General features: G+C 71.3%; 13 protein-coding genes. 8 read left to right on the top strand and 5 right to left on the bottom strand.

The annotated features are described in order from the left end of the window. Positions 1 to 11: 11 nt before the first annotated feature. The 8 genes from JGS39_RS00105 to JGS39_RS00070 all read left to right on the top strand — a co-directional run bounded on the left by JGS39_RS00105 (position 12) and on the right by JGS39_RS00070 (position 19,812). On the top strand, positions 12 to 4,520 hold the full coding sequence (locus JGS39_RS00105; RefSeq protein WP_219566395.1) for a beta-ketoacyl synthase N-terminal-like domain-containing protein: 4,509 nt from the start codon (positions 12 to 14) through the stop codon (positions 4,518 to 4,520). Beyond that, positions 4,513 to 12,888: a type I polyketide synthase gene (locus JGS39_RS00100; RefSeq protein WP_219566394.1), complete on the top strand. Its 8,376-nt coding sequence runs from the start codon at positions 4,513 to 4,515 to the stop codon at positions 12,886 to 12,888. The genes JGS39_RS00105 and JGS39_RS00100 overlap by 8 nt, the downstream gene beginning before the upstream one ends. Continuing rightward, positions 12,885 to 13,949, top strand: coding sequence for a ketoacyl-ACP synthase III family protein (locus JGS39_RS00095; RefSeq protein WP_219566393.1), 1,065 nt, complete (start codon positions 12,885 to 12,887; stop codon positions 13,947 to 13,949). The genes JGS39_RS00100 and JGS39_RS00095 overlap by 4 nt, the downstream gene beginning before the upstream one ends. Then, a complete protein-coding gene (fabD, locus tag JGS39_RS00090) occupies positions 13,949 to 15,196 on the top strand; it encodes an ACP S-malonyltransferase (RefSeq protein ID WP_219566442.1) in 1,248 nt (415 codons plus the stop codon). The genes JGS39_RS00095 and fabD overlap by 1 nt, the downstream gene beginning before the upstream one ends. Positions 15,197 to 15,555: 359 nt before the next feature. Next, entirely contained in the window at positions 15,556 to 16,311 is a 756-nt protein-coding gene (locus tag JGS39_RS00085; RefSeq protein WP_219566392.1) for a (5-formylfuran-3-yl)methyl phosphate synthase, read from the top strand. An 8-nt stretch (positions 16,312 to 16,319) separates the two neighbouring features. Next, on the top strand, positions 16,320 to 17,729 hold the full coding sequence (locus JGS39_RS00080) for an aldehyde dehydrogenase family protein (protein WP_219566391.1): 1,410 nt from the start codon (positions 16,320 to 16,322) through the stop codon (positions 17,727 to 17,729). Continuing rightward, positions 17,726 to 18,829 carry an NAD(P)-dependent alcohol dehydrogenase gene (locus JGS39_RS00075; protein ID WP_219566390.1) on the top strand — a complete coding sequence of 368 codons (1,104 nt, stop codon included), beginning with the start codon at positions 17,726 to 17,728 and terminating at the stop codon, positions 18,827 to 18,829. Before JGS39_RS00080 ends, JGS39_RS00075 begins: the two co-directional genes overlap by 4 nt. After that, positions 18,826 to 19,812: a class I SAM-dependent methyltransferase gene (locus JGS39_RS00070; protein ID WP_219566389.1), complete on the top strand. Its 987-nt coding sequence runs from the start codon at positions 18,826 to 18,828 to the stop codon at positions 19,810 to 19,812. Before JGS39_RS00075 ends, JGS39_RS00070 begins: the two co-directional genes overlap by 4 nt. Positions 19,813 to 20,006: 194 nt before the next feature. Here the strand turns inward: JGS39_RS00070 and JGS39_RS00065 are convergent, their stop codons facing one another. From JGS39_RS00065 to JGS39_RS00045, 5 genes are all read right to left on the bottom strand, one after another. Then, entirely contained in the window at positions 20,007 to 20,540 is a 534-nt protein-coding gene (locus JGS39_RS00065) for an EF-hand domain-containing protein (RefSeq protein WP_219566388.1), read from the bottom strand. Between the two features lie 255 nt (positions 20,541 to 20,795). Beyond that, the gene (locus tag JGS39_RS00060) at positions 20,796 to 20,996 is read right to left on the bottom strand and encodes a hypothetical protein (RefSeq protein WP_219566387.1); all 201 of its coding nucleotides are present in this window, start codon (positions 20,994 to 20,996) and stop codon (positions 20,796 to 20,798) included. Continuing rightward, positions 20,996 to 21,754 (bottom strand): SRPBCC family protein, encoded by a 759-nt coding sequence (locus tag JGS39_RS00055; RefSeq protein WP_219566386.1) that lies wholly within the window; start codon positions 21,752 to 21,754, stop codon positions 20,996 to 20,998. Before JGS39_RS00055 ends, JGS39_RS00060 begins: the two co-directional genes overlap by 1 nt. A gap of 26 nt (positions 21,755 to 21,780) precedes the next feature. Then, on the bottom strand, positions 21,781 to 23,028 hold the full coding sequence (locus JGS39_RS00050) for a cytochrome P450 (protein WP_219566385.1): 1,248 nt from the start codon (positions 23,026 to 23,028) through the stop codon (positions 21,781 to 21,783). Positions 23,029 to 23,038: 10 nt separating this feature from the next. After that, complete coding sequence (locus JGS39_RS00045; RefSeq protein ID WP_219566384.1) at positions 23,039 to 23,254, bottom strand: MbtH family protein; 216 nt, start codon at positions 23,252 to 23,254, stop codon at positions 23,039 to 23,041.

Here is a 23,254-nt window from a genome sequence, read left to right as displayed (position 1 = left end):
AGGAACTGATCATGAAGCAGCTGCTGCTCGACTTTCTCTGGTCCCATCTGTGCACGCTCGGCGCGTTCCGCGAATCCGGCCGGACTCCGGAGGCCGCACGGGAGTCGGCAGGTCTCGCGCCGGGATACGGAGCCTGGTTCGGCGAGTGCCTGCGCGTCTTCGAGGCGGCCGGCTACATCGATCGGCGGGACGGCAGGATCCTGCTCGACGGTGCCACGCGGGATCGGCCGCTCGAGCAGCTGTGGCGCGAGTGGGAGACGGAAAAGCCCGCGTGGCGGGAGAATCCCGACCTCGCGGCCACCCACCTGCTGGTGGAGACCACCTTGCGTGCCTTCCCCGACATTCTCAGCGGACGGCGACCGGCCACCGAGGTCATCTTCCCCGGGGGATCGCTGGAGCTGGTGCAGAACGCCTACGCGACCAACCCGGCGTCGGCGTTCTTCAACCAGGTGCTGGCGGACGACTTGGTGGTGCGGCTGCGGCGGCGGGCACGAGCCCGGACGGCGGCTGCGCCGCGGATCCTGGAGGTCGGCGCCGGCACGGGTGCCACGAGCGCGGTCGTCCTGGATGCGCTGCGGTCCGCGCGGCTGGACGTGCGCGAGTACTGCTACACCGACATATCGAGGGTCTTCCTGAACCACGCGGAGCGTTCGTTCGGTGCGGAGAACCCTTGGCTGGCCTGCGGAATCCTGGACATCGAGCGCCCGGTGGCGGATCAGGGCTTCACCCTCGGCGGGTACGACGTCGTGGTCGCCGCCAACGTCCTGCATGCCACCGGGGACATCCGCCGTACCCTGCGCAACGCCAAGGCGCTTCTCGAACCCGGCGGACTGCTGGTCCTGAACGAGCTGACCGCGAACAACCTGCTCAGCCAGTTCTCCTTCGGCCTCCTCGACGGATGGTGGCGCTACGAGGACCCGCACCTGCGTATCCAGGGCAGCCCGCTGCTCTCCACGGCGCAGTGGCGGCACGTCCTGACCCAGGAGGGATTCCGCGGGATCGCCCTGCCCGCGCGGGATGCCGAGGATCTGGGACAGCAGATCATCGTGGCCGAGAGCGACGGCGTCATACGGCAGGCGACGGCCGTACCGCGCCTGTCCGCGCCGCAAGTGGCGCCGGTGCGCGAGAGCCCGGCGCCGGCCGCGGCCGATCGGAGCGCCGGGAGCGAGCCAGGAGACCGTCTGCGCGCCCACATCGAGGCAGTCGCGCTCGATGTGCTGGCAGAGGCGTTGCACATCCCGCGGACGAGGATCGGGCGGGGCGAGTCCTTCTCGAACTACGGGCTCGATTCGATCTTCGCTGTGAATGTGGCCCGGACCCTCGGCGGGACGCTCGGCATCGACCTCGACATCACTGTGCTGTTCGAGCACAACACCCTCGCCGAGCTGGGCGAGTTCATCGTCTCCGAATACGCCGAGGACCTGCGGCAGGTGCTTCCGGCGGAGCCTGCGTCGCCGGACCGGGCGCCCGATCCCGTTCAGCCTGAGCCTGAGCTCGACGAGGCCGCGCTCGACGGCATGGCGATCGTCGGCATGTCCGCGCGCTTCCCCGGGGCCGACGACGTCGACGAGTTCTGGCGGATCGTCGAGCAGGGCACACGGTGCATCACCGCCCCGCCGGAAAAGCGTGCGGACTGGGCGGCCTACGGCGACGAGGCAGCCGCGCTGCGGGGCGGATTCCTCGAAGGCGTGCATGAATTCGATCCGCTCTTCTTCCGCATGTCGGTAACCGAGGCGCGACAGGTGACGCCGGAGCTGCGCCTGCTGTTGATGACGTCCTGGAACGCGGTCGAGGACGCGGGCTACCGGCCGGCCGAGCTGCGGAACCGGCCGACGGGCGTGTTCGTCGCCACGACGCAGAGCGAATACCGGCCCGCCGCCACGGACCTGATGAGCCTGCCGTCGCCCGCGATGGTGCCCAACCGGATCTCGTACCTGCTCGACCTCAACGGCCCCAGCGAGCAGTACGACACGACGTGCTCGTCCTCGTTCGTGGCCCTGCACCGGGCGATCCGGTCGATCCGCGACGGCGAGTGCGAGCAGGCGCTCGTCGGCGGGGTGAACCTGGTGATGTCGCCCGCGGGGTTCGGCGGGATGCGGGCCGCCGGGATGCTCAGCCCGCGCGGCGACGTCCGGCCGTTTCAGCAGGACGCCGACGGTACGGCGCGCAGCGAAGGCGTCGCCGCCGTACTGGTCAAACCACTGAGCCGGGCAATCGAGGACGGGGACTTCGTCTACTGCGTCGTGCGCGGCACCGGCGTGGCCCACGGCGGCAGGGGGGTGTCTTTCACGGCACCGAACATCAGGGGCATGAAGGCAGCCGTCGCGCACGCCTACGCCGACGCCGGGATCGATCCGGGCGCCGTGGATTACATCGAGACCCACGGCATGAGCTCGGTTCTGGCGGACAGCGCGGAGCTGGCGGCGCTCGGCGCCGGACGCCGCGGCGAGGACGACAGCGAGGACGTGACGTATCTGGGCAACGTGAAGCCCTGTATCGGGCACACGGAGGTCGTCTCCGGCCTGGCCGCGCTGGTGAAGACCGCGCTGGCGGTGCGGCACGGCGTGATCCCGGCGCTCCCGGGCTTCGGGCGGCTGCACCGCGACATCTCCCTCAAGGAGACGCGGCTGCGCATCGCCGAGCGGAACCTGCCGTGGCCCGAGCGCACCGACGACGCCGGCCGGCTGCTGCCACGCCGCGCGAGCATGCACAGCTTCGGGATCGGCGGCGTGAACGCGCATGTTGTCCTGGAGCAGCACATCGCCTGCGCTACCCGGGACGACGACCGGGGCTCGCAGGTCCTGGTGCTCTCGGCGCAGAGCGTCGACGCTCTGCGCGAGCGGGCGCGCCGGCTGATGCATCGGCTCGCCGAAGCGGATCCGCGCTCCTGGGCGGACATCGCGTACACATTGCAGGTCGGCCGGGAAGCGATGAGCTGCCGGCTGGCGTTCGTAGCGCAGGGCACGGACGAGGCCGCCCGCATTCTGGGAGGCTGGCTCGACGGCGACCCGGACACGCTCGCCCATGTGGCGTTCGCCGACGGCGTCGATCCCGCTGCCGGCGCCGAGAACGACGGGATGCCGGCGCAGCTGGACCAGGTAGCAGAACACTGGGTCGCGGGCAGGTTCATGGACTGGGACCTGACGCATCGCGGCGCTCGACGCAGGCGGATCGCACTGCCCGGGTACCCCTTCGCACGGCTGACGTGTTTCGCCGAGCAGGCACCGCGGCCGGATCAGGCCCCGCACACAGCCGTCGGCCCTCCGGATGGCGAAGTCTTCGTCGCCGGCCGCGTCGGCCCTCCGGATGGTGAAGTCTTCGTCGCCGGCCGCGTCGCCCCTCCGGATGGCGAAGCTTTCGTCGCCGACCTCGTCGCCTCGGTGCTCGGCCTGTCGCGCCACGAGATCGACGGCACGAGGTCGCTCGCCGACTACGGTCTCAACTCCCTGCTTCTGGTCGCGATGCTGGGACGGATCAGCAACGTGTTTCCGGGGTTCCAGCCCGACTGGTGGCAGCCGCACGACACGTTGAACGACGTGGTCGCGAGGCTGCCCGAGGCGGAGGCCCGCTCCACGCGGGCGCACGCGCGTCCGCTGGCCCCCGAGCTGGTGCGCCTCAACGGCGCGTCCGAGGGCAGGGCGGTGTTCTGGATCCACGGCGCCCTCGCCGGCGTCGAGTCGTACCGCACGATCGCCCAGCGGATCGGCCGCCCGTTCTACGGCATCCAGGCCCGGGGCCTGCTGACCGGGGACGCGCCGATCGAGGGCGTCACGGCCATGGCCGAGTACTACACCGGGCTCATCCGCTCGGTGCAGCCCGAGGGACCGTACGACGTCGGCGGATTCTGCCTCGGCGGCATCGTCGCCTATGAGGTGACCCGGCGGCTGCAGGCGCGGGGCCAGGACGTGGCCTCGCTGACGATGGTGGACTCGCCGGACGAGACCGGCCTGGCGAAGTCGAATGCGAACGGGTTCCGGACGGCGCGGAGCGCGGCCCTGCAGGTCGTCAATTCCCTGCTCTGGCCGGCGGGGGAGAAGGACCCGGCGGTCCTGCGTGCCCGTCTCGTCCACCGGGACGAGCTCGCGGAGGACCTGGACGAGGACGCGTTCGTCCTGCGGCTCGCGGAGTTGGCGGCAGGGCGCGGGTTCGCCATGAAACCTGCGCAGATCGCGCGGTTCATCAGGCGCAACATAGCGATCCAGCTCGCCTACCGGGTCGGCGAGCACACCATCAGGCCGCTGCCGCGGCCGGAAGCCGTGGTGTCCACGTACTTCCGTAACCGGCGCGGGCTCTTCCTGGGCGAGAGCGAACCCTACTTCCAGGTCGTCGGCGAGACCTTCTCCCTCGACCACGTGAACTACCAGCAGGACTGGGTGCGCGAGCTGCCGGGTCTTCGCCTCATGGAGATCGATGCCGCGAACCACATGACGATCCTGAACGACGCGGGCCCGCTCGCCGCGATCGAGGAGACATGCCTGGCGCTCTACGCGTCCGACGAGATCGGGGCTACCCATGACTGACCAGACCGCCGGCCGGACGTACGGCCGCCCCGAGCCGATCGCGATCGTCGGCATCGGTTGCCGGCTGCCGGCACGGATCGAGGACCCGACCGGCCTCTGGCAGGCTCTGCTCGAAGGCGTCGACGCGGTGCGTCAGGTGCCGAGCGACCGGTGGAACGCCACCGCATGGGCCGACGCGGAGGCGTCCGGCCGGGCGGCGAACCGTCGAGGCGGGTTCCTCGATGACGTCACGGGATTCGACGCGGAGCACTTCGGCATCCCACCGGCCGAGGCACGGCAGATGGACCCGCAGCAGCGGATCGCCCTGGAGGTGGCTTGTGCCGCCGTCGAGGACGCGCGGCGTTCCACAGCGAGTCTCTCGGGTACGCGCACCGGCGTCTTCATGGGCGCGATGTGGCAGGAGTACCCGCTGTTCACGCAGGGCGCCGCCGAGGCGATCCACGCCCACTCGGCCATCGGCTGGGACAACTCGGTGATCCCGTCCCGCATCGCCTACGCCCTGGGGCTGCGGGGCCCCGCGATGGCCGTGGCGACCGCGTCGAGCTCCTCTCTGGTCGCGGTGCACCTCGCCGTGCAGAGCCTGCGCTCCGGCGAGTCGGACTTCGCACTGGCCGGCGGCGTCAACCTGATGCTGCACCCGAACACCTCGGTGGCCATGACGAAACTCGGTACGCAGAGCCCTGCCGGCCTGTGCCGGGCCTTCGACGGCGACGGCGACGGCTACGCCCGGGGCGAGGGCTGCGCCGTAGTCGTGCTGCGCCGGCTGTCCGACGCGCTCGCCGACGGCGACCGCGTCTACGCGTTGGTGCACGGCAGCGCGGTCAACAACGACGGCGCGACAGACGGACTGACCGCCCCCGGCCACGAGGCGCAGACGGAGGTGCTGCGCTCGGCGTGGGAGAACGCCGGCGTCCCGCCGCGTGCGGTGGCGTACGTCGAGGCGCACGGCACGGGCACGCCGCTGGGCGACGTGACGGAGGCGAGCGCGCTCGGCACCGTGTTCGGGCCCGACCGGCGCACGCCGCTGCGCATCGGTTCGGCGAAGACGAACTTCGGCCATCTCGAACCGGCGGCCGGCGCCCTCGGGCTCATCAAGGCCGCGCTCGCGGTGCACCACGGCGTCATCCCGCCGAGCCTGCACTTTCGCACGCCGAACCCGCGCATCGACTTCCCCGCCGAACGTCTGGAAGTGGTCACCGAGGCAGCTACGTGGCCGGCCGGGCCGCGGTTCGCGGGGGTGAGCAGCTTCGGATACGGCGGCACCAACGCGCATGTCGCCCTCGGCGAGGCGCCCGAGGGCGCTCCGGTACGGGCCACACCGGACGAGAGCGGTCCGGTCTGCCTGACGGTGTCCGGCACGAGCCCGCGCTCGCTCGCGCGCAACGCCGCACGGCTGGCGAGCCACCTGGAGCAGTCGCCCGGGACGAGGCTGTCCGACGTCGCCCACTCGCTGGCGACGACCCGCACGCAGCACTCCACGCGCGGCGCGGTGATCGCCGAAACGACGGACGAGGCGGTGGCCGGTCTGCGGGCGCTCGCCGCGGACGAGAGCCACGGCGCGGTGGTGACGGGCGCGGCTGCCGGTCGCGGCCGCGTCGCGTTCGTCTTCCCCGGCCAGGGCGCCCAATGGTGGGGGATGGGCCAGTCGCTGTGGGAGCAGAACGACGCGTTCCGCGAGGCCGTGACGGCCTGCGACGACGCCCTCGCCCCGTACACCGGCTTCTCGGTCGCCGCGGTGGTGCGTGGGCAGGACGGTCTCGCGCCGCCCTTCACGCGCACGGACGTGGTGCAGCCGGCGTTGTTCGCGATGTACGTCGGTCTCGCCGCGATGTGGCGCGCCTGGGGCGTCGAACCCTCGGCGGTCGTCGGCCACAGCCAGGGTGAGGTGGCCGCGGCGGTCGTCAGTGGGGCGTTGAGCCTGGCGGACGGCGCTCGCATCGTGGCGTCGCGCGCTCGGGCCGTGCACGAACATGCGCCGGACGGGGCGATGGGGCTCGTGGAGCGCCCGGTCGGCGAAGTCCTCGAGAAGCTGGCGCCCTACGGCGAGGCGCTGTCCGTTGCCGTGGTGAACACCGCGCGATCGACCGTCGTGGCCGGAGACACCGAGGCGGTGGACCGCTTCCTCGCGCAGATGGAGGCCACGGGCGCGTACTGCCAGCGCGTGGACGTGGACTACGCGTCGCACAGCCCGCACATGGATTCGCTGCTGCCCGCGCTGCGCGAGCAGCTCGCGGGCCTTTCCCCAGCGGATGCGGAGATCGCCTTCTATTCGAGCGTGACGGGGGAGCGGGCGGCCGGGCCGGAGCTCGACGCGGAGTACTGGTGCCGCAACCTGCGCGAGCCGGTGCGCTTCGATCGAGCGCTGGAACGCCTGCGGGCGGACGGGTTCGGAGTCTTCGTCGAGGTGAGTCCGCATCCGGTGCTCGGGATAGCCCTGGCGCAGGGAACCGAAGCCGACGGGCCGGCCGTCGTGGTGGGCAGCCTGCGCCGCGATCACGGCGGGATCGGGCAGGTGCTGCGGGCGCCGGCAGACCTGCACGTCCAAGGGGTTCCGATCCCGTGGAAGCGAGTGTTCTCGACCACTGACGCGCGCAGGGTGGACCTTCCGACGTACGCGTTCGAACACCGCCGTTACTGGCTGGACGAACACGACGACGCGGTACCGGTCGTCAACGGCGCCGCGTGGCGCGAGGAGGTGAGCGCGCTGCCCGAACCCGAGCGTCTGGGATCGATGGTCGCACTCGTCACGGGAGAGGCGGCGGCCCTGCTCGGCCTGCCCGCGGACGACGTGCGCCCCGGCACGGCGCTGCGCGACCAGGGATTCGACTCCCTCATGGTGGTCGAGCTGCGAAACCGGCTCAGCGCACGGACGCGGGTCGCGCTGCCCATGGCGCTCGCCTTCGATTACCCCACACCGCAAGCGATCGCGACACTGCTGCTGACGCACGCCGATGCGCAGTACGAGACCCCGGAAGTCCCGACCGCCGTCGCCGCGGTGCCCAGGCGGCCCGACGACGACGACCCCGTCGCGATCGTGTCCATGGCCTGCCGGCTCCCGGACGGGATCGACACGCCCGAAGCGTTCTGGGAACTCCTCGTCGACGGCCGCGAAGCCTCGTCCCCGTTCCCGCAGCGCTGGGACGGGTGGGATCTCAGCACGCTCGAGGACACGGAGCGCGACGCCACCGGCAGGCGCTTCGAGCGCAAGGGAGGCTTCGTACGCGACGTCGAGGACTTCGACGCGGCGTTCTTCGGGCTCAGCCCGCGTGAGGCGCTGTCCCTGGACCCGCAGCAGCGGCTCGTTCTGGAAGTCGTCTGGGAGGCACTCGAGCGGGCCGGCCTGCCCGCCGCGTCCGTCGAAGGCAGCAACACGGGCGTCTACCTCGGGGCGATGAGTTCGGACTACGACATCGCTCGGCGCTGGGACGTCGGGAGCAGCGACGGCTACAAGATCACTGGCAACGGGTCGAGCCTGATCTCCGGGCGCGTGGCCTACACCCTCGGCCTGTCCGGGCCGGCGCTCACCATCGACACCGCGTGCAGTTCGTCGCTCGTGGCCCTGCGCCTGGCGTGCGAGGCGTTGAGCAGCGGCGAATGCGACCTGGCGCTCGCCGGCGGAGTGACCGTGATGAGCACCCCGCAGATCTTCGTCGAGTTCAGCCGCCTCAACGGGCTCGCGGCCGACGGTCGCTGCAAGAGCTTCGCCGACGACGCCGACGGGACGAGCTGGGCCGAAGGCTGCGGTGTCCTGGTGCTCAAGCGCCTCTCGGACGCGAGGCGCGACGGTGACCGTGTACTGGCCGTTGTGCGGGGCACCGCCATGAACCAGGACGGCCGCAGCCAGGGGCTCACCGCGCCGAACGGTCTCGCGCAGCAGCGCGTGCTACGCGGTGCCCTGGCCGACGGGGGACTGGCCCCGGCCGACATCGACGTCGTCGAAGCGCACGCCACGGGCACCGTGCTCGGTGATCCCGTCGAGGCCGGCGCCCTCGCCGCGGTGTTCTCGGGCCGCGTGCGCCCCCTGCACCTGGGATCGGCCAAGTCCAACATCGGCCACGCCCAGGCGGCCTCCGGCGTCATCGGGGTCATCAAGATGGTGATGGCGCTTCAGCACGAGTGGCTGCCCCGCACTCTCCACGCGGAGAAGCCGAGCACCCGGATCGACTGGTCCGGCGGCGAACTGGAGCTCCTGCGGCAGCCGCGGCAGTGGCCGCGGACCCGGCGGGTGCGTCGTGCCGGCATCAGCTCCTTCGGTATCAGTGGCACGAACACGCACGTCATCATCGAAGAAGCACCGGCGACCGTCGTCGTCGACCGGCCCGGCGACGGTCTCGTCCACCCATTGGTGATCTCGGGCACCGACGCGGCCGCCCTGCGTGCGCAGGCACAGCACTGGGCCGAGTGGTTCGACGCGCGGCCCGCCGCGCCGATGCGGGATATCGCCTACACCTCCGCCGTCGGCCGTACGCACTTCGACGCGCGCGCCGTGGTCTTCGCGGGCAGCGCCATGGAGGCTGCCGAAGCCCTGCGGGCGGTCGAGCCCGGCTCCGGCACGGCGAGGGGGAAGATCGCCTTCGTGTTCGGCGGTCAGGACGCGCAGCTGCCAGGGACGAGCAGGGAACTGCTGGAGCAGAGCGCGGTGTTCCGCGACGCCGTGGCGGAGTGCGACGCGGTCCTCTCGCCGTTGACCGGTTGGTCCGTGCTGGAGGTGCTGCGCGGCGAGGAGGACGTGAACAGCTCGGACGGGCTGCCGTGCACGCTGTTCGCGGTATACCTCGGACTCGCGGCGCTGTGGCGCAGTTGGGGTGTGGAGCCGGCGGCGGTGGTGGGCGACGTGCGGGGCGAGGTCGCCGCTGCGGTGGTGAGCGGGGCACTGAGCCTGGAGGACGGCGCCCGTGTCATCGCCCTTCGTGCTCGCGTTCGCTCGGGGGACGCGGTCGGCGGTGAGATTCCAGGGATTGTCCCTGCCCGGGCTTCAGTCCCCTTCTGTTCGAGCCTGACGGGCGAGGTCGTGCCGGCCCAGGAGCTCGGCGGCGACTACTGGTTCCGAGACCTGCCGGAGCCGGAGCCGGAGCCCATGAGGCTCGGCCGCGCGCTGGAGCGGCTGCGCGGCGAGGGCTTCGGAGTGTTCGTGGAGGTCGTCCCACCCTCCGAAGGTGTCTCGGGCGGGGTGGACCGGCTCTGGCGAGCGGCCGCCACGTTGTTCGAACGGGGCTTCCCCCTGGACTGGGAGCGGGTCCTCGGGTCCCGTGGCGCCGGCAAGGCCGACATCCCGACGTACGCGTTCCAACGGCAACGCTTCTGGCTCGGCGAGCTTCCGGCCGGGCCCACCGCGATGACGGCCGATCAGTCCCCGTACTGCCACCCGTGGTTCGATGCGATCACGACTCTCGCCGGCAGCGGCGGTCACCTGTTCATGGGCCGGCTGTCGCTCGACGAGTGCCCGTGGCTGGCCGATCACGTCGTCAGCGGGCAGGTCTACGTGCCGGGCGCGGGCCTGATCGACGCTGTGCTGTTCGCCGCCCGGGCCGCAGGCGCCGAGGCCGTGGCGGACGTGACGCTGCTGGAGCCGGTCGTCCTCCTTCCGGGCCGCGCGCTGCGGATCCAGGCCACCGTCGGCGAGCCGGACGCGCACGGACGGCGCCCCTTCGCGTTCTACAGCCGGCCCGAGGACACGGATGAGCCGCTGAACTGGCAGCAGCACGTGACCGGAGAGTGCGTGACCGGTGTGCGCGTCGACGCCACGATGCCGCCCCCGGACCTCGGGAGCCGGCCGTCCGATGCCCGGGCCCTCGACATCGAAGCCTTCTACGGACGCGCCCTCGCGAACGGGCTCGACTACGGCCCGGCTTTCCGAGGACTGCGCGAACTCGCCTGCCGCGACGGCGTCTACTACGCGCGGGTATCCCTTCCGGACACGCTGGATCCGGCCGGCCACGGCCTGCATCCGGCACTGTTCGACGCCGCACTGCAGGTCGTCGTCGCGGGTCTGATGGAGGCGGGTGCCGCTCCTGGGCCGTTGGTCCCGTTCATCTGGCCGGATGTCGAGCTGTATCGTGCCGCAGGTGGAGAGCTGACCGTGCGGGTTTCTTTCGAACCCGACGGAGACGAGGGCCTCGCGCCTGCCTCCATATGGCTTTCGGACCCGGCAGGGCAGTTGGTGGCCCGGATCGGCAGGCTCAAGTTCCAGCGCGGCAGACGTCGCGGACACCCGGCCGCCGAGCACCTCTACCGCGTCGGCTTCGAACGCGTACACCCCGTGGCCGAAACCTCCGACCCTGCGGGCACCCTCGTGGTCGGCGACGCGGAGCTGGGCGCGGGGCTCGGCGCCGACGTCGTACCCGATCTGGACGCCCTCGTGAAGTGGCTCGATGTACGGGCGGACACTCCTCGGCGACTGCTGTTCACGCTGCCTGACGGCGCGTCCGCTCAGTGGTACGACGCGGAACGCAGCGCCGCCGAAGCGCTGAGGACGCTTCAGGTGTGCCTGGGCGATGCCCGGCTCCAGGGCGCGGAACTCGTCTGGATCACCCGAGACGCAGTGTCGTCAAGTCCTGTTGACCAGGTAGGCAATTGGGCCCAGTCCGCGGTGTGGGGCATGGTGCGCACGGCCCGCACGGAGCAACCTGAGCGCGTCCTGCGCCTGATCGACCTGGATTCAGGCGCCCCGGACTTCCGGCTCCTGGCGCGCGTGATCGAGACCGGCGGCGAGCCGGAGTGCGTGCTGCGCGGCGAGAGCGCCCACGTGCCACGGGCAAGGCCGACCATCGGCGAGGCCGACGCGTTCGTCCTGCCGGACGAAGGCAGCTGGCACGTGCGTCGGAGGGAAGACGATCAGCTGGACGTCGTCGTCGCCCCGGACGACGAGGGCGCGCCGGAGCCGGTCGGGCCGTGGGAAGTCCGCGTCATGGTGCGCGCCGCCGGGATGAGCCCGGGGCACGCACAGGTTCTGGAGTTCGCGGGGATCGTCATGGAGGTCGGCAGTGACGTCACCTCCCTGCACGAGGGTGACCGGGTCATGGGCAGCGCGGCAGGCGCGCTCGGCAACCGGATCAGCGTGGACGCTGCCGTCCTCCGGCCGATGCCCGCGCACCTCACCTTCGCGCAGGCGGCCGCTGATCCCTCCCCCCGCGACGCGCGGCAGGACGAGGCGACGTTCACCGCCTTCGACATACGTGACGCGCCGTATGCCCTGCGCCACGCGCAGCAGAATGCCGCGCACAAGACCGTGCTGACCGTGCCACGCGCCCTCGACCCGGACGGCACCGTGCTGATCACCGGCGGTCTCGGCGAGCTCGGCAGCGCGCTGGCCACGCACCTGGTCCGCACGCACGGCGTGCGGCGGCTCGTGCTGCTGTCGCGGCGCGGTGGCAACGCCCCCGAAGCCGGCTCGTTCGTGCGAGAACTCGAAGCCGCGGGCGCCGAGCGGGTGGACCTGGTCGCGGGCGACGTCGCGGACCGGGCCGCAGTGGCCCCAGTACTGGAAGGGATCGACCCGCGCCATCCCCTCACGGCCGTGTTCCACCTCGCAGGCGTGCTCGACGACGGCCTGGTGCAGGGCTTCACCGCTGAGCGGCTGCACCGGGTGATGGCACCCAAGGTCCAGGGCGCGCGCCTGCTGGACGAGTTGACCGGGCAGCTGGACCTGGCCGCGTTCGTACTCTTCTCCTCGGCGGCCGGAACGCTGGGCACCGCGGGACAAGGCGGGTACGCCGCGGCGAACGCGACGCTCGACGCCCTGGCGGCGAACCGGCGCAAGCGGGGTCTGGCCGGACTGAGCCTCGCCTTCGGGCTCTGGGAACAGGCCGGAGTGGGCATGACCGCCCATCTCAGCAAGGCCGAGCTGGGACGCCTGCGGCGTCAGGGGATCGGCGCCCTGACCTTGGGCGAGGGCCTGCACGCCCTGGACGTCGCACTTTCGCGGCCCGATACCCAGCTGATGCCCGTGCACCTTGAACTGGCGTCGTTGCGACACGCGCTCGGCGATGCGGAGGCGCCTCCCCTGCTGCGCGACATGGTGCCGCGTGCAACCGAGGGGCGCCGAGCCGAGGTCTCCGAGCCCGCACAGTCGCTCGATACGCGGATGGCGGACGCCTCCGAAGCCGAACGAGCGGCTCTGCTGCTGGACCTCGTCCGCAGCGAGGCCGCCGACGTGCTCGGTCTGCCCGGACCCGACAGCGTGCCGGCCGACAGAGCACTGCGTTCCCTCGGGATCGACTCGCTCACCATGGTCCAGTTGCGCAAGCGCCTCGCCAAGCGGCTGAACATCACGCTGCCCGCCACCTTGGTGTTCGACTACCCGACCGCCGAGGCCATCGCCGGGCTCCTGCTCCACGACACCACCACCCTGAGAGGGAACGAGAAGTGAAGACAGAGGCCCTGTTCATCGCGGGTATCGCCACCTACCTGCCCCCGGCGACCAAGGTCGAACAGGCCGTCGCCGACGGCCGGTTCGATGCCCAGGACGCCGAGGACACGCAGCTCGAGTCCGTCTGCGAGGCCACGGACGAGGCTCCGCCCGAGATGGCGGTGGCCGCTGCCAGAGATGCCCTGGCAAGGTCGGGCCACCGGGCCGAGGACATCGCGCTGCTGCTGCACGCCTGCGTGTACTTCCAGGGCCTCGAGCTCTACCCGACGGCTTCCTACATCCACCGCGAAGTGCTCGGGGACCATTCGGCGCTCGCCTTCGAGGTCAAGAACGCTTCCAACGGCTGCATGACCGCGTTGGACATCGCGGCGCGCTCCCTCACGGCCACCGACGACGTGGCGGCGCTCGTGACCACCGCCGACAAGGTCAGTCCGCCGGCGATCGACCGCTGGAACAGCGACATCGGCATCGTGCCCGGCGACGGCGCGTCGGCGATGGTGCTCAGCAAGAGGTCCGGGTTCGCACAGGTGCTGAGCACCTCCACGGTCTCGGATCCCACCCTTGAGCGCCTGCATCGCGGCGACGCGCCCTTCACACCGCACCACGACCCCACGCTCCCCATCGACCTGCGTCTGCGCAAACTGCAGTACCTGGGAGACGTGGAGCTCGACGAGTTCACCCGCCGATTCCGGGCCGGCCTCAGCGACTGCGTCAAGCGGTCCCTGCACGACGCGGGCATCCTGTTGAGCGACGTCGCCCGGTTCGTCGTTCCGCACTTCGGACGCACCGTGCTGCAGCGCGAGGTCCTCGCCGCACTCGATATCGACCTCGATCTCACGACCTGGTCCTGGGGCCGCACTGTCGGCCACCTCGGCGCGGGCGACCAGATCGCCGGACTCGAACACCTCGTAAAGGAGCGCGCCGTAGCCGTCGGCGACCTCTGCATGCTGCTCGGCGTCGGCGCCGGGTTCACCTGGACGTGCGCCGTGGTCCGGATCACGGAGCTTCCCGAGTGGCCGACGCCGCCGGCCGGATTCGACCTCGGGGGCGGGCGGATCTGATGCGCTGCTACGTGTTCCCGGGACAGGGCACCCAGAAGAAGGGGATGGGACGAAGCCTGTTCGGAAGGTTCCCCGAGCTCCGTCGCCGCGCCGACCGGGTGCTCGGATACCCGATCGAAGAGCTCTGCCTGGAAAACCCGGAACGACGGCTCTCCGACACCGTGTACGCGCAGCCCGCGATCTACGTCGTCAACGCGCTGCACTGGTCAGCGGCGCAGGAGGACCTGCCACCCGCGGACTTCTTCGCGGGCCACAGCCTCGGCGAGTACAGCGCGCTGTTCGCGGCCGGCGCCTTCGACTTCGAAACCGGCCTGACGCTGGTGCAACGCCGCGCGGAACTGATGAGCCACGTCAGCGGCGGTGCGATGGCCGCAGTCGTCGGCATCTGCGCGCAGACCGTCGAGGAGACGCTGAAGCAGCACGACGCCACCGGCGTCGTCATCGCCAACTACAACGCGCCCGAGCAGTTCGTGCTCTCCGGCAGCCGCGAGGAGCTGGCGCGGATCAAGCCGGTCTTCGAGAAGGTGGAGGGCGTCCGAGGCTTCGTCCCGATCCGAGTCAGCGGGCCCTTCCACGCGCCGGCGATGGCCCCGGCCGCCGCGCGCTTCCGCTCCCTGCTGGCCTCGGTCGACGTGGGCGAACTGCGGACACCGGTCATCTCCAACGTGACCGGCCGGCCGTTCGGCCCCGATGCGCGGGAAGTCCGCGACCTGCTCGCTGAGCAGATCACCAAGCCCGTCCGCTGGACCGACTGCATCAGGTATCTGCGGGACGCGGGCGTGTCGGCTTTCACGGAACTGGGCGAATCGAAGGTGCTCACCTCGCTCATCGACCGGATCACCGCCACGCAGGAACCCGCGCCCGACCCACGCCGAGACCTGATCGAGCGGATCAAGCGCGAGATCCTCCGGCCGGAGATCGGCGACGAGGCGCTGGGCTTCGACGAGGACGCGTCGTTCCGGCAGCTCGGCCTGAACTCCATCATCTACGTGCGCCTGGCCCGCCGGGCCGGGACGGTCCTCGGCGTCCCGGTCAAGCCGGACATCATCTTCCAGCACCGTTCCTGCGCCGCCCTGGCGGACTACCTCCTGACCCGCGACGACGTCGCCCGAGCCACAGCGCCCGAGGCCCCGCCCGAGCCTTTGCGCGAATACCAGGACGAACGGGTGACGGCCCTGCTGCGCGACTGCGCGAATGGGACCCTCAGCGTGGACCGGACCATCGAGGCGATCCGCGCCCTCGCGTGACGAGCGCCGAATGCGCCATTACTTCGTCTTGAACAGGGCTCGCAGCGACGGCTCTTCTCCCCGCCGCGCGCCCTGCGCCACCGCTTCCTCGAGGTCAGGACCTCGAACCGTCCGGCCTACGGGCGGGTGACGCCGAACAGGCCACGGTCCAGGAGGTCCGCGGTCAAACCGGCGCTCTCAGTCCTGTCGCGCCGGTGCACTCGGAGCCATTCGCGTGCGTACACGCGCCGTCCGGGGAACTCCGCACGCCCTACCGCCCCGCGCGGACACTGGAAATGATGAGCACACCGCACATGAACCAGGTGATCCGCAGTTCCCCGTGCCCAGGCCGGGCGGACTCGCGGCGGAAGGAGTTCACGGTGTTGCTTCTCATCTCCCCGGACGGCGTCGAGGAAGCGCTCGCTTGCGCGAAGGCGGCGGAACACCTCGACATCGTCGACGTCAAGAAGCCCGACGAGGGCTCTCTCGGCGCCAACTTCCCTTGGGTCATCCGGGAGATCCGCGACGCGGTACCGGCGGACAAACCGGTGTCCGCCACCGTGGGCGACGTGCCGTACAAGCCCGGCACCGTGGCGCAGGCCGCGCTCGGCGCGGCCGTCTCCGGCGCCACGTACATCAAGGTGGGCCTGTACGGATGTACCACTCCTGAGCAGGGCGTCGAGGTCATGCGGGCGGTTGTCCGGGCGGTGAAGGACCACCGCCCGGACGCGCTCGTCGTCGCCTCGGGCTATGCCGACGCCCACCGCGTCGGCTGCGTCAATCCGCTCGCCCTGCCCGACATCGCAGCCCGCGCCGGTGCCGACGCGGCCATGCTGGACACCGCGATCAAGGACGGGACGCGGCTGTTCGACCACGTTCCGCCGGACATCTGCGGCGAGTTCGTCCGCCGCGCCCACGCGTCCGGTCTGCTCGCCGCCCTCGCAGGCAGCGTCAAGCAGGCCGACCTCGGCCCGCTGACCCGTATCGGCACGGACATCGTGGGCGTGCGGGGAGCGGTCTGCTCGGGCGGTGACCGCAATGCCGGAAGGATCCAGCCGCACCTGGTCGCCGCCTTTCGGGCGGAGATGGACCGGCAGGCCCGGGAGCACGCCGCCGACGTCCCGGCCCTGAACTGAACGCCGGGATGCCGACACCCGAAGCCGGCCGCGCCCCCGGACACCCTGCCCCAAGCCTTCCCGTCATCGACCCGGCCACCGGGGAGACCTTCGACGAGACCCCCGACCAGCGGCCGGACGAGCTGGACGACGCGGTCGACCGGGCCCGGCGCGCCTGGACCGGATGGCGCGCCGACCCGGCCGCCCGTACCACCGGACTGAACGCCGCCGCCGACGCCGTGGAGGCTGCCGGGGAGGACCTCGCTCCGCTGCTCACCCGGGAACAGGGCAAGCCCCTGGCCGAGTCGTACGCCGAGGTCGCCCGTACGGCGGCCCGGCTGCGGTACTTCGCCGATCTGGCTCCCCGTACCCGCCGGATCGACGACGGCCGACCCGTGCACAGCGAGATCCGCTGGCGCCCCCTCGGACCGGTTGCCGCGATCGTGCCGTGGAACTTCCCACTCCAGCTCGCGTCGGCCAAGTTCGCGCCCGCACTCGCGGCCGGCAACACCGTGGTCCTCAAACCGTCTCCTTACACCCCCCTCGCCACCCGACTGCTCGGTGCCGTCCTCGCCACAGCTCTGCCCGAGGACGTCCTGACCGTCGTCACCGGCCGGGAACCCCTCGGAGCCCACCTCGCCTCGCACCCGGGGATCCGCCACGTCACCTTCACCGGCTCGGTGCCGACCGGACGGGCCGTCGCCGGAGCTGCGGCGGCCTCCCTCGCCCGCGTCACCCTGGAACTGGGCGGCAACGACGCGGCCGTCCTCCTGGACGACGTCGACGTGGACCGGATCGCGGACCGGCTGTTCTGGGCCGCCTTCCGCAACTGCGGGCAGGTCTGCATGGCGGTCAAACGCGTCTACGCACCGGCCCGGCTCCACGCCGAGGTCGTCGAGGCCCTCGCGCACCGCGCGAAGACCGTCGTCGTCGGACCCGGCCTGGACCCGGACACCCGGCTCGGGCCGGTCAACAACGCCCCCCAGCTGGCCCGGGTCGAGCGGGTCACACAACAGGCCCTGGCCGCCGGCGCCCGGGCGGCGACCGGCGGTCACCGGCTCGACGGACCGGGCTACTTCTTCGCTCCCACGATCCTCACGGACGTCCCTCCCGACGACCCGGTGGTGACCGAGGAACAGTTCGGACCGGTTCTGCCGGTGCTGCCGTACCGAGACCTCGACGAGGCCGTCGAGGCGGCCAACGGCACCGGCTTCGGGCTGGGCGGCTCCGTGTGGGGCACCGATCTCGACCGGGCGGCGGCGACAGCCGACCGGCTCGAATGCGGCACGGCCTGGATCAACCACCACGCCGAACTCTCCCTCGCCCAGCCCTTCGCAGGCGTCAAGGACAGCGGGGTCGGTGTCGCGGGCGGTCCGTGGGGCCTCTACGGCAACCTCCGCCCGTTCGTCGTGCACCGGCCGCGGGAGGAAGAGCGATGAGGTTCCGAGCCGCCGTACTGCGCTCGTACGAGTCCCCGTTCACGGTCGAGGAGGTCGTGGGCACCGGCCCGGCCGCCGGTGAGATCCTCGTCGAGATCGCGGGATCCGGAATGTGCCGGACCGATCTCGCGGTCCGGCGATCAGCCGGCCGCACCCCGCTGCCGGCCGTCCTCGGCCACGAAGGGGCCGGAGTCGTGGTGGCGTCGGGTGACGGCCCGGACAGCGCGATCGGCGTCGGTGACCACGTCGTGCTGAGCTTCGATTCATGCGGAGACTGCCGGAACTGCCGCGGCGCGGCCCCCGCCTACTGCGACTCCTTCGCCTCACTCAACCTCTTCGGGGGACGCGAGGAGGAGGCGTCACGGTTCACCGACGCCGCCGGGGGAGCGCTGGCCTCCCGGTGGTTCGGCCAGTCCTCCTTCGCCGAATACGCCCTCGTCCCGGCGCGCAACGCCGTCCGGGTCGACCCCGCCCTGCCGCTCGAACTGCTCGGTCCGCTCGGCTGCGGCGCCCTCACCGGTGCCGGAGCCGTACTGAACACCTTCCGTGCCGGTCCCGGTGACACCCTCGTCGTACTCGGCGCGGGAGCGGTGGGCCTGACCGCGGTCATGGCGGCCACCTCCGCCGGCGTACGGACCGTGGCCGTCGACCGGCATCGCGGGCGCCTGGACCTGGCCGAGCGGTTCGGCGCGGTCCCGCTGTCCGCCGCGACGGCCCAACTGGCCGGGCACATCCGCCGGCACACCGACGGCGGCGCGCAGTACGCCCTGGACACCACGGCCTCCGCCCCGCTCATCAACGACACGCTCCGCGCGCTGCGCCCCACCGGCACTCTCGGGCTCGTGGCACGTCTGCACACGGCCCTGCCGCTCGAACCGGGCACGCTCGACGGGGGCCGCGGCATCCGGCACATCTGCGAGGGGGATGCCGTACCCGGACTTCTGATACCCCGGCTGATCGGTCTGTGGCAGGCCGGCCGCTTCCCCTTCGACCAACTGATCCGCACCTACCCGCTGGCCGACATCAACGAGGCCGAACGCGACTGTGACGCCGGACGCGTGATCAAGCCCGTCCTGCTGCCGGAAAGAAGAGAACGATGAGTGAGACGTCCACCACCGAGGACCCCCGTCATCCCAGCAGCGACCCTTCCGACTTCCTCGATCCCACCGTAGGGGACACGACCACCACGGCGACGCGGCCGACCGGCGCGGAAGGCGTGGACGCAGGCGTGGGACTGACCGCCCTCCTGGTCGCCGCCGCACGGGCGATCGAGACCCACCGCCCCGACAGCCTGGCCCAGGACGTCTACGCGGAACACTTCGTACGCGCGGCCCCCGCGTGCGCGGACTGGCCGGTGAGGATCCAGCAGGTTCCGGACGGGGACGACAACCCGTTGTGGGGGAGGTTCGCCCGCTACTTCGGTCTGCGGACCGGAGTCCTGGACGACTTCCTCCAGCGATCGGTCGGTACGGGCGTCCGGCAGGTGGTCCTGCTGGGAGCGGGACTGGACACCCGGGCCTTCCGGCTGGACCTGCCGTCCGACTGCGTCGTCTTCGAAGTCGACAGGGCGGGCGTGCTGGCCTTCAAACAACAGGTACTCGCGGGCCTTTCGGCCGCCCCGAGGGCGAAGCGGGTCCAGGTACCGGTCGACCTGCGTGACGACTGGGTCACCTCGCTGACCTCCGCAGGCTTCGATCCGGCCGCACCGAGCGTCTGGCTGGCCGAAGGACTGCTCTTCTACCTGCCGGGTCCCGCCGAGACATACCTCATCGACACGGTGGACCGGCTCACCACCGGGGGCAGCGCCCTGGCCTTCGAGGCCAAGCTGGAGAAGGACCTGCTGGCATACCGCGACAGCGCGATCTACGCGGCGACGCGGGAGCAGATCGGCATCGATCTGCTGGACCTCTTCGACAGGGGGCCGCGCCCCGACTCCGCGGGTGACCTGGCGGCGAAGGGCTGGTCCACCTCGATGCACACACCCTTCAAGTTCACCCGTCTGCGGGGGCGTGGTCCCCTTCCCGAGCCGAACGACGCGCTGGAGGGGAACCGGTGGGTGTTCGCGCACAAACCCCGCCCCTGACGGCCACCCACGACGACGTCCGCGCAGGCCCGGCACCGCCGCCACCTCACGGGGCCGACGCCCGCGCGGCCGTCATCTCGGCAGCCATAAAAGGCTGACGCCCGCGCGTGTGGGGGCGAGTCGGGCGTCCGTGCCGGCATGCGGCGTTCCGTGACGGCACGCGCCGCCACGGAACGCCGCATGTCCGGGCCGTGTCAGACGGCCCGGACGGCCACCAGCTGGTCAGCCGGGATCCCGCCCATGTCCGGGGCGTAGTAGTCCTCGATGCCCCTGGCCCATGTGGTCACGGTGATGCGGTCCTCGGCGTCCGGGCCGAAGGCGTCGAAGAGCGCGTGGATGTTCGCCTCGGTGAAGCCGATCGCCGTCATCAGCGAGACGAAGAGCGGGCGCTCGATCAGTCCGTCCCCGTCGGGGTCGCCGAGTACGGCGAGCGCCTCGGCGAAAGCGGTGATCGTGGTACCGAAGCGCTCGGGGTCGAGCACGAACGGACGGAACTCGTCGACGGAGATCACACCGTCGCCGTTGGCGTCCAACTCCGTGACCAGCGTGGTCCAGTAGCGACGGAACGCGGCCCGGATGGCCTGCCTGGCGCCGTCGTCCGATGCGACGGCCACCTCCAGAACACGTCCCGTCATGAGGTCGAAGTCATCGGAGTCGAGGACTCCGTTGCCGTTGGCGTCGAAAAGGGAGAAGACCAGCTCGGCCCTCTGGATGGCCTCGGTTCGCATGTCCGTCACCTGTCTCCTGCGGTCCGTGCATCCCGGACTCGGCTCAATGAGTGCTTCTACGTAACCTCCTGGGGTGAGAGGCGTGACGGTGTGGAGACCTGCGCTACCGGAAGGAGTGAGTCCGCCGACAACCAGTTCGTACGGCGGGACATCTAGTGCGGCGAGACCGCTGCAGCCGGTGAACCAGGCTGTGGAACCCGGGTGTTGGCGGAGGGCTTCCCACGCGTCTTCGGCCCTCCCCCTTCTGCGAGCGGGCTACCAGCGGTTTCGGGCCGGCGCCGGATGGAGTTTGGCGACGAGCGCCGAGAGGAACACCGGAAGCTTGTCGACCATGGCTTTGGGGACCGGAGTGGACTGGACGGTATCTCTCCTCACGTCCTGGACGACGAGGGTGTGGGTGCCGTTCTCCTCGATGAGTTCGGCGGCAAAGAGCAAAGTCTGCGTGGAGGTTTCCATCAGAGCTCCTGGGCGTGGGTGTCGTCGAGCCAGGCGGTCCACGCCTTCGTGGTCTGTTCCTCGTCGGTCTCCGGGGCGAACAGGTGGTGGCCGAGCCAGACCGGCACGTTCCAGGTGCTGCCGTTGAAGAACCGGTACAGGGCATCCGGGCCTCGCAGACCGACGAAGTCGGTGCTGAGCCAGTCGACGACCACCTCCACGGGGTCGTGCTCGGGGCCAGGTGCCAGGAGCGTGAACCGGTCGCCGACGGCCGCGTCGTCGGCGAGGCCGAGGCGTCGGCGCAGGGCGGCGAAGTTCGCCGGGTCGGCGGTGGGTTCGGGGCGCTGGGCCCTGACGTAGACGGCGGGGCGACCGGCGAAGTGCCGGAGGTACTCGGCGAGGGCGTGCTGGTGGAAGTCGACGTACTTCTCGGCGACGTCCGTCTTGGCGTCCCAGTTCCAGGCGTCGTCGACGACACCGGTGTGCACCCAGTGGATTCCCATCCGCAGATGGCTCGTGACGCCGTCGGACGACTCGACGCGGTAGCTGAGCGTGTTGGAGAACCCGCCTTCCTGGGTTGCCCGGACAGCGAAGTGGTGCGGCGGCTCCCACGCCACGACGGTGGCGTCTCCCCGGGTGACCTTCCCGCCGACGCGCGGCTCGATCTCCATCGGGTAGAGCCAGCCGAGGTTGCCGGGGCCGGTGGCTACGGCGTTCCACACCTGGTCGGGCGGGACGGGCAGGTACTGCTCCCGGCAGACCTCGAACTCTCGGGCCATGGTCGGTACTCCTTCGTCGTTCGGTGTCAGTAGGCGAGCGGGAGAGCGGTCAGCCGCCGCTGCAGTGGGTTGTCCCGCCAGTCCAGGGTTGACGCGTCGGCCAGCCGCAGCTCGGGGAGCCTGCGCACCAGGGTGCCGACGGCCACCTCCGCCTGGAGCTTGGCCAGCGGGCCGCCGAGGCAGAAGTGCGGGCCGTGGCCGAAGCTCAGGTGCCGGTTGCCGGGACGGGACAGATCGAGCCGGTCGGGATCCTCGAAGCGTTCGGGATCGCGGTTGGTCGCGCCGAGGAACAGGTACACCAGGTCGCCCTCCCGCAGCGTCCGCCGGCCGATCTCCAGGTCCTGCGCGACGACGCGGACGATGGCCTGGGTCACCGTGTCGTAGCGGGCCAGTTCCTCGACGGCGCCGCGGATCAGGTCCGGGTCCGCGCGCAGCCGGGCCAGCTGGTCGGGGTGGCGCAGCAGCGCCAGCACGCCGTTGCTGATCAGGTGGGTGGTGGTCTCGTCGCCGGCGGTGATCAGGACGAAGCAGGTGGACAGCAGTTCGGAGTCGGTGAGCCGTTCGTCCTGCGCCTGGGTGGCGACCAGGGCACTGATCAGGTCGTCGCCCGGTGCACGCCTGCGCTGCCGGATGAGCCCGGACAGGTATTCCTCGTACTGGTCGATCGCCGCCTCGGACTTGCCGATGTCCTCGCTGAGCCGGCCGAAGCGGCGGAACCAGCTCTTGACCTGCGGTCGGTCCACCTCCGGAATGCCGAAGAGTTCGCAGACCACGGACATCGGCAGCGGGGAGGCGACGGCCTCGATCAGGTCCATGGCCGGTCCTGCCGCGACCGCCTCGTCGATGAGCCGGTCGACGATCCGCTGGACGCCGTCGCGCAGTGCCTCCACCCGCCGGGCGGTGAAGGCTCTGTTGGCCAGTTTGCGCAGCCGGGCGTGGTCCGGCGGGTCGGTGTTGGTCATCACCCGGCCGAGTCGCTCGGTGAGCCGGCTGAAGGCCTTGAGGTCGCCGCCGAGCCCGCTGTAGGCGCGGGTCATCCTGTCCCGGTCGTTGGACAGCCGCAGGTCGCCCAGGGCCGCCTCGACGTCGGCGTACCGGGTGAGGTACCAGATGCCCTGGGGGCTTCGGTGGACCGGGTCCTCGCTCCGCATGCGGGCGTAGAGCGGGTACGGATCCCGCCGGGCCCCGGGGGTGAGCAGGGCCGCGGCGAGGTCGTCGGGCCGGGCGGGGCCCGCGGTTTCGCGGGCCCCGCCCAGTGTGTCGGTGGAGGTCATGTCGGCCGTGCTACCGCTGGGCGTTCATGGCGTCGGCGAGGCTCTTGGGCCGCATGTCGGTCCAGGACCGCTCGACGTGCTCCAGGCAGGAGGCCTGGGAGTCGGGGCCGTGGACGACGGTCCAGCCGGCCGGGACGTCCGCGAACTGCGGCCAGAGCGAGTGCTGGTTCTCGTCGTTGACGAGGACGAGGAAGGTGCCGTCCTGGTCGTCGAAGGGGTTGGTCAT

It is taken from the genome of Streptomyces poriferorum (genome assembly GCF_019399235.1).
Lineage (GTDB): Bacteria > Actinomycetota > Actinomycetes > Streptomycetales > Streptomycetaceae > Streptomyces > Streptomyces poriferorum.
The sequence above is the reverse complement of the archived record's forward strand: the minus strand, read 5'-3'. Positions and strand labels throughout refer to the sequence as shown.

What these genes read in the sequence shown, in the direction of transcription:
- JGS39_RS00105 (WP_219566395.1), top strand. Translation starts at nt 12, where the DNA reads ATGAAGCAGCTGCTGCTCGACTTTCTCTGGTCCCATCTGTGCACGCTC.
- JGS39_RS00100 (WP_219566394.1), top strand. Translation starts at nt 4,513, where the DNA reads ATGACTGACCAGACCGCCGGCCGGACGTACGGCCGCCCCGAGCCGATC.
- fabD (WP_219566442.1), top strand. Translation starts at nt 13,949, where the DNA reads ATGCGCTGCTACGTGTTCCCGGGACAGGGCACCCAGAAGAAGGGGATG.
- JGS39_RS00080 (WP_219566391.1), top strand. Translation starts at nt 16,320, where the DNA reads ATGCCGACACCCGAAGCCGGCCGCGCCCCCGGACACCCTGCCCCAAGC.
- JGS39_RS00075 (WP_219566390.1), top strand. Translation starts at nt 17,726, where the DNA reads ATGAGGTTCCGAGCCGCCGTACTGCGCTCGTACGAGTCCCCGTTCACG.
- JGS39_RS00070 (WP_219566389.1), top strand. Translation starts at nt 18,826, where the DNA reads ATGAGTGAGACGTCCACCACCGAGGACCCCCGTCATCCCAGCAGCGAC.
- JGS39_RS00065 (WP_219566388.1), bottom strand. Translation starts at nt 20,540, where the DNA reads ATGCGAACCGAGGCCATCCAGAGGGCCGAGCTGGTCTTCTCCCTTTTC.
- JGS39_RS00060 (WP_219566387.1), bottom strand. Translation starts at nt 20,996, where the DNA reads ATGGAAACCTCCACGCAGACTTTGCTCTTTGCCGCCGAACTCATCGAG.
- JGS39_RS00055 (WP_219566386.1), bottom strand. Translation starts at nt 21,754, where the DNA reads ATGGCCCGAGAGTTCGAGGTCTGCCGGGAGCAGTACCTGCCCGTCCCG.
- JGS39_RS00050 (WP_219566385.1), bottom strand. Translation starts at nt 23,028, where the DNA reads ATGACCTCCACCGACACACTGGGCGGGGCCCGCGAAACCGCGGGCCCC.
- JGS39_RS00045 (WP_219566384.1), bottom strand. Translation starts at nt 23,254, where the DNA reads ATGACCAACCCCTTCGACGACCAGGACGGCACCTTCCTCGTCCTCGTC.